The organism is Caballeronia sp. SL2Y3 (assembly GCF_022879575.1).
Taxonomy (GTDB): Bacteria; Pseudomonadota; Gammaproteobacteria; order Burkholderiales; family Burkholderiaceae; genus Caballeronia.
In genome coordinates, this window is record NZ_CP084261.1 from 1,155,643 (window position 1) to 1,170,411 (window position 14,769).

The window sequence follows — 14,769 nt, forward strand, 5'->3', positions numbered from 1 at the left end:
TTCATCGCTGCCGCAGCCAGACGCGGCATAACGACACGAGCTTATCCACGTCGATGGGCTTCGATATGTAGTCGTCCGCACCCGCCTCGAGACATTTCTCGCGATCGCTCTGCATGGCTTTCGCCGTCAGCGCGATGATCGGCAGGCGCGCGTGCTCGGGGTGCTTGCGAATCTCGGTCATTGCGGTGAGGCCGTCCATCTCGGGCATCATCACGTCCATCAGAACGAGATCGATGTCGTCGCGGCGCGCCAGCGCTTCCAGCGCCTCGCGTCCGTTGCGCGCGATTTCGAGCGTCGCGCCGAGCGGCTCGATCACGCGCGAAAGCGCGAAGATATTGCGCACGTCGTCTTCCGCGAGAAGGATGTTGCGGCCTTCGAACACGTCGTCGCGCTGACGGGCCGCGCGCAGCATGCGCTGCTGCTCCGGCGGCAGCGCGCTTTCGACGCTGTGCAGAAACAACGTCACTTCGTCGAGCAAGCGCTCCGGCGACTTCGCGCCCTTGATGATGATGGACTTCGAGTAACGCCGCAGACGCTGTTCTTCTTCCGCCGAAATCTGCCGGCCCGTATAGACGATCACCGGCGGCGACGCGTGGCCGCTGCTCGTCGAGACTTTCTCCAGCAACTCGTAGCCCGAACCGTCGGGCAGCGCCAGGTCCATCACGACGCAATCGAACGGCGCGCGCTTCATCTCCTCCAGCGCTTCCGATATCGATCCGGCTTCCACGATGCCGACCGTCTCGCTCGCCAGCAACGCGTGAATGCTTTGCCGCAGCGCGGGGTCGTCCTCGACCACGAGCACGCGCCGCGGGCCCTGCGACGAACGCGCTTCCAGCTTGCGGATGGCCTGCGCGAGATCGTCGCGGGCGCTCGGCTTGAGCGTATAGCCGATTGCGCCGAGATGCAGCGCGACATCGGCGTGATCCGTGGCGGACACGATATGAATCGGGATGTGGCGCGTCATCGGGTCGTGCTTGAGCCATTCGAGCACGGTGAGACCCGACTGATCGGGCAAGCCGATATCCAGCAGAATGCCGTTCGGCTGCATGGAGCGCGCGAGCTCGACGCCCTGCGTGGCCGTGGCCGCGTGCACGCAGTCGAAGTCGAGTTCGTGCGCGAGGTCGTAAAGGATATGCGCGAAACGTCGATCGTCTTCGATCACGAGAATCACGCGATTCGGCCGCTGACGTTTCGCGCGGTCATCGGCGATGCCTTGTGGCTCGGGCATCGCGGCAACCGGTTGCGGTGGAACGGGCGAGGGCGCGGGCGCAGGCGCCACGGCGCGCGGCGGCTCGACCGCAGCCGGTTCGGGCTCTTTCATGTGGCCGATGGTGTCGAGCTTCGCGGTCACGGTGCCTTCATGGCTGTCGAGCGGAAGCGTCACCGAGAACACGCTGCCACGCCCCACTTCGCTCGATACGCCGACCGAGCCGCCGAGGAGCCGCGAGAATTCGCGCGAGATCGACAGGCCGAGGCCGCTGCCGCCGTACTTGCGGCTCGTCGTGCCGTCCGCCTGCTGGAACGCCTGGAAGATGAGGTCTTGCTTGTCGCGCGGAATGCCGATGCCCGTATCGCGCACTTCGAAGCGCACCGCGTCGTCGCCCGCGCGCAGAACGGCGACGGTCACGCTGCCGCGCTCGGTGAACTTGAAGGCGTTGGACAGCAGATTGCGCAGCACCTGCAAAAGCCGCTGACTGTCGGTGACGAAGTACTGCGGCACGTTCTCGCCGATTTCGGTGACGAACGAAAGCCCCTTGCTTTCCGCGACCGGCGCGAAAGATTGCCGCAGCGCCTGCATCAGCGACTCCACGGCCGTCGGCGCGAACTGCACGTCCATCTGGCCGGCTTCGACCTTCGACAGATCGAGAATGTCGTTGATGAGCGAAAGCAGATCGCTATTGGACGAGTGAATCGTCGCGGCGTAGCGCACCTGCTCGTCCGTCAGATTGCCCTGCTTGTTGTCCTGCAGCAGCTTCGCGAGAATCAGCGAGCTATTGAGCGGCGTTCGCAACTCATGCGACATGTTCGCGAGGAACTCGGACTTGTACTGGCTCGCGCGCTCCATTTCCAGCGCGTTGGCGGTCAACTCCTGCTGCGCCTGAAGCAGTTCGGTCTTTTGCCGCTCGAGATGCTGCGCGTGCTCTTCGAGCTGCACGTTGGTCTGTTCGAGCTCGGCCTGTTGCTGTTCGAGACGCGCCTGCGAGTCTTGCAACGCGCGGCCGCGTTCCTCAAGTTCCTCGTTCGACACGCGCAGTTCTTCCTGCTGCACCTGCAACTCTTCGCTTTGCCGCTGCGTTTCTTCCAGCAGTTCGACAAGCCGCATGCGATACCGCGCCGAGCGCATCGCCATGCCCATCGCTTCGGCGGCCAGTTCCAGCAGCACGCGGGCGTCGTCGAAACGGCCCTCGTCGCCGACGAAACCGACTTCGATCGCGCCCGCCACATCGCCATCGGCGTAAAGCGGCGCGACGATTACGCGCGATGCCGACGCCGCGCCGAGCGCCGATCCCGCCTTCAGATAATGCGCGGACGCATCGCGAAGCTGAAGCACGCGCTTGTCGACAATCGCCTGTCCGACGAGCCCCTCGCCGCGCGCAATGCGGCGCGGCGCGCCGTTTTCGTCGGGCAGCGCCCAGGCCGCGATGCGTTCGAGCGTCTCGCCTTCGAGGACGTAGACTACGCCCACCTTCGCATTCACATACGGAATGAGAGAACGCAAAATGCTGACGCCGATGGACGCCGGAGACTGCTCGCCGCGCAATTGCAGACTCATTTGCGCGACGCCTTCCTGCAACCAGGCGGTGCGTTGTACCGCGAGCCGCGATTTGATATACAGGTGCGCCACGATCGAAAGCACGAGCAGCACGAAAATGCCCATCGCGCGATTGAGTTGCAGCACTTCGCGGCTGGCGACGGAGTCTCCCGTGGAAAGCACGTAGCCGAGAATCATCAGCACCGACCCCGCGCCCGCGGTAATGATCGGAACGGCCGGGCGGTTGATCCACATGCACAGCACGACGGGCAACACGTAGAACACCCAGATCGCGACGCGCATGGGCATCAGCAGATCGATGGCGAACAGCACCGCAAGGGAGATTGCGATGGCGATGTAGATCCAAAGAGCGTGGTTGCGGTTGTCCTGAGGCATCGTTGACCAGTAGTGTGTCCGTTTTGCGAAGGCCGCGCGCCCCGCAGCAGGCACGGACCATAGCACGAGCCGCAACGCCTTGTCACATCGGCTCCGGCGGCGATTCGCGCAGCCATTTCGGCGCGGCACTTGTTACGAACGATCGCGCGAAGAGCGCATCTCACGAGGTAAGAATGACAGATATATCCGGCTCTCGCGTGCTCATCACCGGCGCCTCGGGTTTCGTCGGGTCGGCGCTCGCGCGGCTCGCCATCGACCGCGGTTTCGACGTGCGGCTGCTCGTGCGCGCGACGAGTCCGCGCAAGAACGTGGAGTCGCTCGACGCGGAAATCGTCGTCGGCGACATGCGCGACGAAGCGTCGATGCGCACGGCGCTCAAGGGCATGCGCTATCTCTTTCACGTCGCGGCGGACTATCGCATCTGGGCGCCGGACCCGAGCGAGATCGAGCGCGCGAACCTGCAAGGCACCGAGGCCACGATGCGCGCGGCGCTCGCCGAAGGCGTCGAGCGCATCGTCTACACGAGCAGCGTCGCGACGTTGAAGGTGACGAGCTCGGGCGCGATCGTCGACGAAACGAAGCCGTCGGATGCGGCAAGCACCATCGGCGCATACAAGCGCAGCAAGGTGCTGGCCGAGCGCGCGGTGGAACGGATGGTCGGGAACGACGCGCTGCCGGCGGTCATCGTCAATCCGTCGACGCCCATCGGCCCGCGCGACGTGCGTCCGACGCCGACGGGGCGCATCATCGTCGAGGCGGCGACCGGCAAGATTCCCGCGTTCGTCGATACAGGGCTGAATCTCGTGCATGTGGATGACGTCGCGAACGGCCACTTTCTCGCGCTAGAACGCGGCAAGATCGGCGAGCGCTACATTCTCGGCGGCGAAAATCTGCCGTTGCAGCAGATGCTCGCGGATATCGCCGGACTCGTCGGCCGCAAGCCGCCGACCATCAAGCTGCCGCGCGGGCCGCTGTATCCGCTCGCCATCGGCGCGGAGATGTTCGCGAAGGTGAGCGGCAAGGAGCCGTTCGTGACCGTCGACGGCCTGCGCATGTCGAAGAACAAGATGTACTTCACGTCGGCGAAGGCGGAAGCGGAACTGGGCTATCGGGCGCGGCCGTATCGCGAAGGCTTGCGCGACGCGCTCGACTGGTTCCGGGCGAACGGCTATCTCGACGCGTAAGACGCGCGGGCGCAGTCCGCCGATCGCCTGCAACGCACTCTTGTATAAGACCCAAAAATTCTAAGTCATTGATCCAACGGAGAAAGGCCCGTTTTCCGGTGCTTCGGCGAGCAATTTCACGCACGCGGCGCCCGCAAAATCAGGCAAAATAGCGGACTGATGCCGGAAGGCGCGAGCAACCATGTTGCGTGCGACCGCAGGCGCGAGAGCGCCCGCGCAGGTCCACAGTAGCCGGCGGTCCTTTTTCAACCCGTTTCTGGATGTCGAGACAAGCGATGAGTAATCAGCAACCCACCATCATCTACACCCTGACCGACGAAGCTCCGCTGCTCGCGACCAGCGCCTTTCTGCCGATCATCCGCACGTTCACCGCGCCGGCCGGCGTGAACGTGGAAACCAGCGACATTTCGCTCGCCGGGCGCATTCTCGGCGAATTCCCCGAATTCCTGACCGAAGAGCAGCGCGTTCCGGACAACCTCGCCGAACTCGGCCGCCTCACGCAGCTTCCGGACACCAACATCATCAAGCTGCCGAACATCAGCGCGTCCGTGCCGCAGCTCGTCGCCGCGATCAAGGAACTTCAGGGCAAGGGCTACAAGGTGCCCAACTATCCGGAAGAGCCGAAGAACGACGAAGAAAAGGCCATCGCCCAGCGTTACTCGAAGTGTCTCGGCAGCGCGGTGAACCCGGTTCTGCGCGAAGGCAATTCGGACCGCCGCGCGCCGCTCGCCGTCAAGAACTACGCGAAGAAGCATCCGCACAGCATGGGCGAATGGAGCATGGCGTCGCGCACGCACGTCGCGCACATGAAGCACGGCGACTTCTATCACGGCGAAAAGTCCATCACGAACGACAAGGCGCGCGAAGTGCGCATGGAACTCGTCACGAAGCGCGGCGAAACCATCGTGCTGAAGCCGAAGGTCAAGCTGCAGGAAGGCGAGATCGTCGACAGCATGTTCATGAGCAAGAAGGCGCTGATCGCGTTCTACGAAGACCAGATGGAAGACGCGCGCAAGACCGGCGTCATGCTGTCGCTGCACGTGAAGGCGACCATGATGAAGGTCTCGCACCCGATCGTCTTCGGCCACGCCGTGAAGGTGTTCTACAAGGACGCGTTTGCCAAGCACGCGAAGCTCTTCGAAGAACTGGGCGTGAACGTCAACAACGGTCTTGTCGATCTGTATTCGAAGATCGAGGCGCTGCCGGAATCGCAGCGCGATGAAGTCATCCGCGACATGCACGCGTGCCACGAGCACCGTCCGGCACTGGCGATGGTGGATTCGGCGAAGGGCATCTCGAACCTGCACGCGCCGAACGACGTGATCGTGGACGCGTCGATGCCCGCGATGATTCGCGCCGGCGGCAAGATGTGGGGCGCCGATGGCCGTCCGCAAGACACGAAGTGTCTGATTCCGGAAAGCACGTTCGCGCGCATCTATCAGGAAATCATCAACTTCTGCAAGACCAACGGCGCATTCGATCCGCGCACGATGGGCACGGTGCCGAACGTCGGCCTGATGGCGCAGAAGGCCGAAGAGTACGGCTCGCACGACAAGACCTTCGAGATTCCGCAAGACGGCACGGCGCGTATCGTCGATAACGCGACGAACGAGGTCATCGAATCGCTCACGCAGCAAGTCGAGCAAGGCGACATCTGGCGCATGTGCCTCGTGAAGGACGCGCCGATCCGCGACTGGGTGAAGCTCGCCGTCACGCGCGTGCGCAATTCGGGCATGCCGGCCGTGTTCTGGCTCGACCCGTACCGTCCGCACGAGAACGAGCTCATCAAGAAGGTCGAGACGTACCTGAAGGATCACGATACCGAAGGGCTCGACATTCAGATCATGTCGCAAGTGCGCGCCATGCGTTACACGCTCGAACGCGTGATCCGCGGCCTCGACACCATTTCGGTGACCGGCAACATCCTGCGCGACTACCTGACCGACCTGTTCCCGATCATGGAACTCGGCACGAGCGCGAAGATGCTGTCCATCGTTCCGCTGATGGCGGGCGGCGGACTGTATGAAACGGGCGCGGGCGGCTCGGCGCCGAAGCACGTGCAGCAACTGGTGCAAGAGAACCACTTGCGCTGGGATTCCCTCGGCGAGTTCCTGGCGCTGGCGGTGTCGCTGGAAGAGCTCGGCATCAAGAGCAACAACGCGAAGGCGAAGCTCGTCGCGAAGGCGCTCGACGCCGCCACCGGCAAGCTGCTCGACAACAACCAGGGCCCGTCGCCGAAGACCGGCCAGCTCGACAACCGCGGCAGCCAGTTCTATCTCGCCATGTACTGGGCGCAGGAACTGGCGAACCAGACGGAGGATCGCGAACTGGCCGAGTTCTTCGCGCCGCTCGCAAAGAGCCTGGCTGAGAACGAGCAGAAGATCGTCGAGGAACTGACGGTCGTGCAGGGCAGCGAAGCGGATATCGGCGGCTATTACAAGCCGGAAGACGCGAAGCTCACCGCTGTGATGCGTCCGAGCCAGACGCTCAACGCCGCGCTCGCGCAAGCGCAATCGAAGTAACGCAGCAAGGAGCGCGGGCGGCATGCCCGCGCTCACCATCGCGTTGGCGTTCGGCGCCAACGCGATTTCTTTTCGAACGCCTGCTCGCGGCGTTCAGTCCCGGGGGCATTGCACCCCGCGCCGTTTCAACGCATTTGGTTACAACGTGTGCCGGCTCGCAGGAAGGGGAGCAGGTAAAATTCTTGCCCTCGCTGCCAGCTTCGCAAGACATCCAACTTCGCATGAATCTACATGACCAGCTCGGCGCGCTGGAGTCGAGCCTCGATGCGCTCCTCCGGGCCGCCACCGTTCCTGCTGTTACCGGCGCTGCCGCTCAGTCTGTCCCTGCGTCTGTCGCTGCGTCGTCTGTCGCTGCGTCGGCCACCGACGATATCGCCGAGCCGCCCGCGCCGCTGCCGCCGCGCGCGAGCGATTCCGATGAAACCGCGCTCGCAGCCACCGACGCTCAGACGCAAGCGCCCGCCGACGCCGAACCCGACGCGGCGCCTGCGCTCAATGTTTCGCGCCCGGACCGCGACACCATTCAGATGACCATCGGCGGCAAGTCCGTGCTGCTGAATCCGCAGGGCGTGTCGGAACTGATCGAGGAGTTGTCGAACGTGCGGGCGTCGATGTCGGTGGAACAGCCGATGGGCGTTGCGCCCGGCTGGCGCTTCGCGGCGACGAAGAACCCGGTGATGGCGGTGCAGAAGCACGCGAACGGCGACCGCCTGCTGATCATGCGGCACACGGGTCACGGCTGGGTGCCGTTCACGTTTTCGCCGGACATGGTCGTCGAACTGTACGCGATGCTGACGCGGCGCTAAGTTCCGCGCCGCCGCCCGATCAAGAACCTTCCTGCGTCGGCGCCTGCACGCGCGCCTTCCACTGTCCGCCCTTGCCGCTCCAGTAGCGCACGGCCGAACCGATCGTCGCCGAGACATAGAACAGCGCGACGAGCGGCAACAGCGGCGCCCATAACAACGACCGCCGGTAGTAACGCAGCATCGGGCCATAGGCGATGCACATCATCGCCCAGGCCGCGCACGCGGGCCATGCGCGCGCGCCCCACGTCAGCGCGAACACGGGCGGCACCAGATAGATCAGCGCCATGCCGAGCACCGTGCCGGCCAGCAGCAGCGGCGAATAGCGCAACTGCGTGAACGCGGTGCGCGCGATCATGTTCCAGATTTCGCGCCAGTCGTCGTACGGGCGCAGCGACTCGCTGCGGTCCGCGAGATCGAGGCGAATGGGACGCGCGTCCGCTTTGCCCGCGCGATGCTTGATGCGCAGCGCGAGACTGCAATCGTCGATCAGTTCGCCGCGAATCGATTCGATGCCGCCCGCCTCCGCCAGCGCCGAACGGCGCACGAGCATGCAGCCGCCCGCCGCGCCCGCGGTCATCTTGCGCCGGTCGTTGACCCAGGCGAACGGGTACAGCTTCGCGAAGAAGAACACGAACGCCGGAATCAGCGCCTTCTCCCACGGCGAGTCGCAGCGCAGGCGCACCATCAGCGAAACGAGATCGCAATCTTCCAGAATGGTACGCGCGACCAGTTGCGTCGCGGCATCGGCCGGATGGTAGATGTCGGCGTCGGTGAGCAACAGGAATTCGGCGGGAAGACCGAGCGTGTCGATCGCATTGATGCCCTGCGACTGCGCCCAGACCTTGCCCGACCATCCCGGCGGCAACGGCTTGCCCGTCAGCACGGTCAGGCGGTCTTCGAGGCCGAGATCGCGGGCTGCGGCGAGCGCGACGGCGGCCGTGCCGTCGGTGCTGTGATCGTCGACGACCACGACGTGGAACGCGCCCGCATAGTCCTGCTTCAGCAACGAGCCGACCGCGCGGCCGATCACGTCGGCTTCATTGCGGGCGGGGACGACCGCGACGAGCGCGGGCCACGCGCCGCGCCGCGCGATCTCCGCTTGGCCGACGGCGTGCACGGCGGCATCCGAAAGCGCGGGCGCGGGCTGCGCGCGCCAGAAGCCACCTCGCGCAACGAGCAGCACGATCCAGATCAGCAACGACAGCCAGGCGATGAGTAACATGAGTTTGACGATTAGCTTGAACCCGCGTGGCGGGCAGCGCACCCATGGGCGCGCGAGCATCGACCGCGCTCGACGGCGAAGCACGCGTTGCACGGAGGACACACGAATCAGGATGGCAGCGGCCTGCCGAAACCAGCCGCCGCGGATGTACACGGCGCGGGAAACGCGATCCCGCAAGCGTTCACGCCGTCCCGGGCGACCGACAGTTTAATGGCTTTGGCGCGCGGGCGTATCGGCGTCGCGCCCCACGCGCTCGCCCGCGCCGCGCGGCGAGCGCTCAAAAAGGGAACGCGTTAGAATACGCGGTCAACCTCGGCGCGCAGACAAACTTACCGGGTCCTTCTGCCGGTGTGCTTTCAGGACGTTGCAGGCATTGCGTATGCAACGTCAATCATTCGAAGCGTGAGTTGCGCGTCTATTACCCGAAACCCGCGCTAGTCGGAGTTCGCTCGAACATGCGTATCATCCTTGCTCAACCCCGCGGTTTTTGTGCGGGCGTGGTCCGTGCGATCGAAATCGTCGATCGCGCGCTCGAACGGCATGGCGCCCCGGTCTACGTTCGCCATGAGATCGTTCATAACCGGCACGTTGTCGACAACCTGCGTGGCAAGGGCGCGCGTTTCGTGGAAGAACTCGACGAAGTGCCGCAAGGCGCGGTCGCCATTTTCAGCGCGCACGGCGTGGCGCATAGCGTCGAGCGCGATGCCGAGGCGCGTGGTCTCGACGTGCTGGACGCCACGTGCCCGCTCGTGACCAAGGTCCACGTGCAGGGCCGGCAATATGTATCGCAAGGACGCACGCTGATTCTGATTGGCCACGCCGGGCATCCGGAAGTGGAAGGCACCATCGGCCAAATTCCCGGCAAGGTGGTGCTCGTGCAGAGCGAAGCCGAAGTCGACACCATGTCGCTGCCGCCCGATACGCCCGTCGCTTACGTCACCCAGACGACGCTTTCGGTGGACGACACGCGCGGCATCATCGACGCATTGCAGCGCCGCTTCAGCGATATCGTCGGGCCGGACACGCGCGACATCTGCTACGCGACGCAGAACCGGCAGGCAGCGGTGCGCGAGTTGTCATCGCAAGTCGATGTCCTGCTCGTGGTCGGCGCGACCAACAGTTCCAATTCGAACCGCCTGCGGGAGATCGGCACCGAAAGCGGCGTGCCGAGCTATCTCGTCGCGGACGGTTCCGAGATCAAGCCCGAATGGTTTGCGCATGCGCAGACGGTCGGCATCACGGCGGGCGCTTCGGCGCCCGAAGAAATGGTCGAACACGTGATCGATGCCCTGCGCGCCTTCGGACACGTCGAAGTCACGACGATGAACGGCCGCGAGGAAAAGGTCGAATTCAAACTCCCCGCGAAGTTGCTGCAACCGCTCGCCGCGCTGTCGGCCACGGCGGCAACGGCGATTCGCGAAGAATAAGGAGAGGACGCAATTGTCTATTCCGATGCTCCAGAAGGTCCGCGTTGGCGCGTACATCGCCCGCCAGCATTTTTCGCGCAACAAGCGTTATCCGCTCGCGCTCATGCTGGAACCGCTGTTCCGCTGCAATCTGGCGTGTAACGGCTGCGGCAAGATTGACTATCCGGACCCGATCCTGAACCAGCGCCTGTCGCTGGAAGAATGCCTCGGCGCCGTCGACGAGTGCGGCGCGCCGGTCGTCTCCATTGCGGGCGGCGAGCCGCTTCTGCATAAGGAAATGCCGCAGATCGTGAAGGGCATCATCGCGCGCAAGAAGTTCGTCTATCTCTGCACGAATGCGCTCCTGATGGAAAAGAAGATGGACGATTACCAGCCGAGCCCGTACTTCGTCTGGTCCGTTCACCTCGACGGCGATCAGGCCATGCACGACCATTCGGTGTCGCAGGACGGCGTGTATGAGAAGGCCACCAAAGCGATCCGCGAAGCGAAGCGCCGCGGCTTTCGCGTGAACATCAACTGCACGCTGTTCAACGATGCCGATCCGGAACGCGTCGCGAAGTTCTTCGACACGCTCGGGCCGATGGGCGTGGACGGCATCACGGTGTCGCCCGGCTACGCTTACGAGCGCGCGCCGGACCAGCAGCACTTCCTGAACCGCGACAAGACCAAGACGCTCTTCCGCGAAATCTTCAAGCGCGGCAACAACGGCAAGAACTGGTCGTTCAGCCAGTCGGCCATGTTCCTCGACTTCCTCGCGGGCAACCAGACGTATCAGTGCACGCCGTGGGGCAACCCGGCGCGCACGGTGTTCGGCTGGCAGCGTCCGTGCTATCTCCTCGGCGAAGGTTACGCGAAGACCTTCAAGGAACTGATGGAAACCACCGAGTGGGAGAAGTACGGCACGGGCAACTACGAGAAGTGCGCGGACTGCATGGTCCACAGTGGCTTCGAGGCGACCGCCGTGATGGATACGGTCGCGCATCCGCTGAAGGCGCTGGGCGTGTCGATGCGCGGGCCGCGCACGGAAGGCGCTTACGCGAAGGAACTGCCCATCGACAAGCAGCGTCCGGCCGAATACGTATTCTCGAAGCACGTCGAGATCAAGCTGGAAGAGATTGGGCGCGCGCAGAAGAACAAGTCGTCGAAGACGGCTGCGGCGGCGCACTGAGTTTTCGTTGAACGACAAGATGTGCAAAGGGCGGATGGCTTGCGGGCCGTTCGCCCTTTTTTGCGCTACCAGATCGTCTTGACGTGCTCGTACTCGCGAATCAACCGATCCCGCGTGACGATGGGCGCCGCGAGCGCACGCGCCGTCGCGACGATCAGGCGATCCGCCGGATCGTTGTGAAACTCGCCCGGCAAGTCGATCGACCTGATGGCGATGCTGCTATCCACAGGCATGAAGCGCACTGCGTCGATACGACTGACCTTCTCGATCCAGTCGCCGACATCCATCGACAGTCCAATCTTGCCGCGCCGCACGAGCAGCGCGATCTCCCACGCCGAGATGGTGGAGACGACGATCTCGCCTCGTTCGCCCGATTCCTTCTCGATTGCCGCGCGCGCCTGCTTGCTGAGCGCGCCTCCGCTCACCCACCAGAGCAGCGTATGCGTGTCCAGCACGATCACCGATACGCCTCCCAATCCTCGTCGCCGATCGGCTCGAACGCGTCTTCGCAAAACAGCACGCTGCCGCGCAATTCCTGAAGCGGCGTGAGCGCCGAGTTGTCATACCGCCGCACCTCGAGCACGGGCTTTCCATGGTCTGTCACGATCATGCTCTCTCCTGTCGATTCCACGAGCCGGAAGTATTCAAGCGCCTTCGCCTTGAACTCCGATTTCGAAACTCGCTTGTGAGACATGATATCGACCCTGGTCACGTGACGGTAGTCATTTTAGCCTCGTCCGAATGGAATAGGCAAAACGGACATTCTTCGAAGTCCAAATAAAAACGCGACGGCTCGCGCCGTCGCGTTGTCAGTCACCGCTCGCTGGAATCAGTCACGCATCAACAACACTTCCCCGCTCCCGATCCGTACCTTGCCTCCTGCCGCTCGCGGAAAAACTCCGCGTACGTCATCACGGGCTTGTCGGGATGCGTCGTTTGCATGTGCGTGACGTACGCATCGTAATCAGGCATGCCGACCATCAGGCGCATCGCCTGGCCGAGATACCGCCCTGCTTGCCGAAGATCGCTGAACATGGCCGACTCCCTGGCTTCTGGGGCTCAATGACCCGAGCGCACTGCCGCGCCGCCGCCCGTGGGCATCGGTTCAAACGGCGTTTCGCGCACCGTCGGCCGCGCCTCGCGGCGCGCGCGCAGCACGGCCAGCACGCCGTACACCACAATGCTCACCACGACGAACATGAAGAGCCCCGACAGCGCGGCATCGACGTAATCGTTAAAGATGATCCGCTGCATCTCCGGCAACGACTTCGCCGGCGCCATCACCTTGCCTGCCTCGAATGCATCGCGCAGCTTGCCGGCATGTGCGAGGAAGCCGACCTTCGGGTTCGCGTCGAAGATCTTCTGCCAGCCGGCGGTCAGCGTGCAGATGAGCAGCCACACCGTCGGGACGATCGTCACCCACGCGAAACGCTCGCGCTTCATCTTGAACAGCACGACGGTGCCGAGCGTCAGCGCGATACCCGCGAGCATCTGATTCGAGATGCCAAAGAGCGGCCACAGCGTATTGATGCCGCCGAACGGATCGACCACGCCCTGATACAGGAAGTAGCCCCAAGCCGCGACGCACAAGCCGGTCGCGATGAGATTGGCCACCAGCGATTCCGTGCGTCGCAGCGCCGGGTGGAACGTGCCTAGCAGGTCTTGCAGCATGAAGCGCCCGGCGCGCGTGCCGGCGTCGACCGCGGTCAGAATGAAGAGCGCCTCGAAGAGAATGGCGAAGTGATACCAGAAGGCCATCATCGCCGGGCCGCCGATCACGCGATGCAGAATCTCCGCCATGCCGACTGCGAGCGTCGGCGCGCCGCCCGCCCGCGCGACGATGGTCGTTTCGCCCACGGCCTTCGCCGTCGAGGTGAGCATGTCCGGTGTCAGCGTGAAGCCCCACGACGTGACCGTCTGCGCGACCGCGTCCGGCGTCGTGCCGAGCAGCGCGGCGGGGCTGTTCATCGCGAAGTAGACGCCCGGCTCGATCACGCAGGCGGCGACGAGCGCCATGATGGCGACGAACGACTCCATCAGCATCGCGCCGTAGCCGATGAAGCGCATGTTCACTTCGTTGTCGATCATCTTGGGCGTGGTGCCCGACGAGATCAGCGAGTGGAAGCCCGACACCGCGCCGCACGCGATCGTGATGAACAGGAACGGGAACAGGTTGCCCGCCCACACCGGACCCGAGCCGTCGACGAACTTTGTGAACGCGGGCATCTTCAGTTCGGGCGCGACGATCAGAATGCCGATCGCGAGGCCGAGGATCGTGCCGATCTTGAGGAACGTCGACAGATAATCGCGCGGCGCGAGCAGCAGCCACACCGGCAGCACCGACGCGACAAAGCCGTAGCCGATCAGAATCCACGTGAGCTGAACGCCCGTGAACGTGAAGAGCGGCGCGAGCGTCGGCGATTGCGCGACTTGTCCGCCGTAGGTGATCGCGAGCATCAGCAGCACGAAACCGATGATCGACACTTCACCGATGCGGCCCGGACGAATGAAGCGCGAATAGACGCCCATGAAGAGCGCAATCGGAATGGTCGCGGCGACGGTGAATGTGCCCCACGGCGAATTCGTCAGCGCCTTCACGACGATCAGCGCGAGCACCGCGAGAATGATCACCATGATGAGGAACGCGCCGAAGAGCGCGATCACGCCGGGCACGGTGCCGAGTTCCATCTTGATGAGATCGCCGAGCGAGCGGCCGTCGCGGCGCGTCGAGATGAAAAGCACGACGAAATCCTGCACCGCGCCCGCGAACACGACGCCCGCCAAGATCCACAGCATGCCGGGCGTGTAGCCCATCTGCGCGGCGAGCACCGGACCGACGAGCGGACCCGCGCCTGCAATCGCCGCGAAATGGTGGCCGAACAGCACGTATTTGTTGGTCGGCACGTAGTCGAGGCCGTCGTTGTGACGAACGGCCGGCGTCATGCGCAAGCCGTCGAGCTTCAACACCGTGCCGGCGATGAAGCGCGAATAGAATCGATACGCGATGAGATAGACGCAGACCGCCGCGATGACGATCCACAGTGCGCTGACTCGCTCGCCGTGCGCGAGCGCGATGGTGCCGAAAGCGAACGCGCCCAAGAGCGCGAGCGCGATCCAGACCAGGAATCCGGAAGCCCGATTCATGGTGTCTCCTATTTTGGTAAGTCTTGGATGTCCGCCCGCGCGGCTCGCGCCGTGGAGCGCCTCGGGCGTGTAGTATTCGCCTTCGTCCCGGACCTCACAACCGGACAACTACGTACGCCCGCTACGCGAAACTACGTAGAGCATCGAA

Annotated in this window: 11 protein-coding genes; 5 read left to right on the forward strand and 6 right to left on the reverse strand. The window is 64.0% G+C overall.

Features of this window, described 5'->3' with window-relative positions:
- Nucleotide 1 precedes the first annotated feature (1 nt).
- Nucleotides 2-3,148, reverse strand: coding sequence for a response regulator (locus LDZ26_RS18710; RefSeq protein WP_244849629.1), 3,147 nt, complete (start codon nucleotides 3,146-3,148; stop codon nucleotides 2-4).
- Nucleotides 3,149-3,321: 173 nt separating this feature from the next.
- Between LDZ26_RS18710 and hpnA the strand changes: the two genes are divergently transcribed.
- From hpnA to LDZ26_RS18725, 3 genes are all read left to right on the forward strand, one after another.
- Complete coding sequence (gene hpnA / locus LDZ26_RS18715; protein WP_244849630.1) at nucleotides 3,322-4,332, forward strand: hopanoid-associated sugar epimerase; 1,011 nt, start codon at nucleotides 3,322-3,324, stop codon at nucleotides 4,330-4,332.
- 275 nt (nucleotides 4,333-4,607) lie between these two features.
- Complete coding sequence (locus LDZ26_RS18720; protein WP_244849631.1) at nucleotides 4,608-6,854, forward strand: NADP-dependent isocitrate dehydrogenase; 2,247 nt, start codon at nucleotides 4,608-4,610, stop codon at nucleotides 6,852-6,854.
- Between the two features lie 221 nt (nucleotides 6,855-7,075).
- Nucleotides 7,076-7,660: a hypothetical protein gene (locus LDZ26_RS18725; RefSeq protein WP_244849632.1), complete on the forward strand. Its 585-nt coding sequence runs from the start codon at nucleotides 7,076-7,078 to the stop codon at nucleotides 7,658-7,660.
- Nucleotides 7,661-7,679: 19 nt separating this feature from the next.
- On the opposite strand, the gene LDZ26_RS18730 is transcribed toward LDZ26_RS18725, so the two are convergent.
- Nucleotides 7,680-8,882 (reverse strand): glycosyltransferase, encoded by a 1,203-nt coding sequence (locus tag LDZ26_RS18730; protein WP_244849633.1) that lies wholly within the window; start codon nucleotides 8,880-8,882, stop codon nucleotides 7,680-7,682.
- A gap of 455 nt (nucleotides 8,883-9,337) precedes the next feature.
- Here LDZ26_RS18730 and ispH point away from each other — a divergent pair, with 455 nt between their 5' ends.
- Together ispH and hpnH are read left to right on the forward strand one after the other, a co-directional pair.
- Nucleotides 9,338-10,309: a 4-hydroxy-3-methylbut-2-enyl diphosphate reductase gene (ispH, locus tag LDZ26_RS18735; protein ID WP_244849634.1), complete on the forward strand. Its 972-nt coding sequence runs from the start codon at nucleotides 9,338-9,340 to the stop codon at nucleotides 10,307-10,309.
- A gap of 13 nt (nucleotides 10,310-10,322) precedes the next feature.
- The gene (hpnH, locus tag LDZ26_RS18740; RefSeq protein WP_175940761.1) at nucleotides 10,323-11,477 is read left to right on the forward strand and encodes an adenosyl-hopene transferase HpnH; all 1,155 of its coding nucleotides are present in this window, start codon (nucleotides 10,323-10,325) and stop codon (nucleotides 11,475-11,477) included.
- Between the two features lie 65 nt (nucleotides 11,478-11,542).
- Here hpnH and LDZ26_RS18745 read toward each other — a convergent pair whose 3' ends face one another.
- The 4 genes from LDZ26_RS18745 to LDZ26_RS18760 form a co-directional block, all read right to left on the reverse strand.
- Nucleotides 11,543-11,938, reverse strand: coding sequence for a type II toxin-antitoxin system VapC family toxin (locus LDZ26_RS18745; protein WP_244850324.1), 396 nt, complete (start codon nucleotides 11,936-11,938; stop codon nucleotides 11,543-11,545).
- A complete protein-coding gene (locus LDZ26_RS18750; RefSeq protein ID WP_244850326.1) occupies nucleotides 11,935-12,174 on the reverse strand; it encodes a type II toxin-antitoxin system Phd/YefM family antitoxin in 240 nt (79 codons plus the stop codon). The genes LDZ26_RS18745 and LDZ26_RS18750 overlap by 4 nt, the downstream gene beginning before the upstream one ends.
- 143 nt (nucleotides 12,175-12,317) lie before the next feature.
- The gene (locus tag LDZ26_RS18755; protein WP_086967065.1) at nucleotides 12,318-12,512 is read right to left on the reverse strand and encodes a YbdD/YjiX family protein; all 195 of its coding nucleotides are present in this window, start codon (nucleotides 12,510-12,512) and stop codon (nucleotides 12,318-12,320) included.
- A 24-nt stretch (nucleotides 12,513-12,536) separates the two neighbouring features.
- Nucleotides 12,537-14,621, reverse strand: a complete 2,085-nt coding sequence (locus LDZ26_RS18760; RefSeq protein WP_244849635.1) for a carbon starvation CstA family protein — start codon at nucleotides 14,619-14,621, stop codon at nucleotides 12,537-12,539.
- Nucleotides 14,622-14,769: the final 148 nt, after the last annotated feature.

Bases quoted from the DNA above. Each gene is read 5' to 3' on its own strand.
- LDZ26_RS18760 (WP_244849635.1), bottom strand. From the start codon at position 14,621: ATGAATCGGGCTTCCGGATTCCTGGTCTGGATCGCGCTCGCGCTCTTG.
- LDZ26_RS18720 (WP_244849631.1), top strand. From the start codon at position 4,608: ATGAGTAATCAGCAACCCACCATCATCTACACCCTGACCGACGAAGCT.
- LDZ26_RS18755 (WP_086967065.1), bottom strand. From the start codon at position 12,512: ATGTTCAGCGATCTTCGGCAAGCAGGGCGGTATCTCGGCCAGGCGATG.
- LDZ26_RS18725 (WP_244849632.1), top strand. From the start codon at position 7,076: ATGAATCTACATGACCAGCTCGGCGCGCTGGAGTCGAGCCTCGATGCG.
- hpnA (WP_244849630.1), top strand. From the start codon at position 3,322: ATGACAGATATATCCGGCTCTCGCGTGCTCATCACCGGCGCCTCGGGT.
- LDZ26_RS18730 (WP_244849633.1), bottom strand. From the start codon at position 8,882: ATGTTACTCATCGCCTGGCTGTCGTTGCTGATCTGGATCGTGCTGCTC.
- LDZ26_RS18710 (WP_244849629.1), bottom strand. From the start codon at position 3,148: ATGCCTCAGGACAACCGCAACCACGCTCTTTGGATCTACATCGCCATC.
- ispH (WP_244849634.1), top strand. From the start codon at position 9,338: ATGCGTATCATCCTTGCTCAACCCCGCGGTTTTTGTGCGGGCGTGGTC.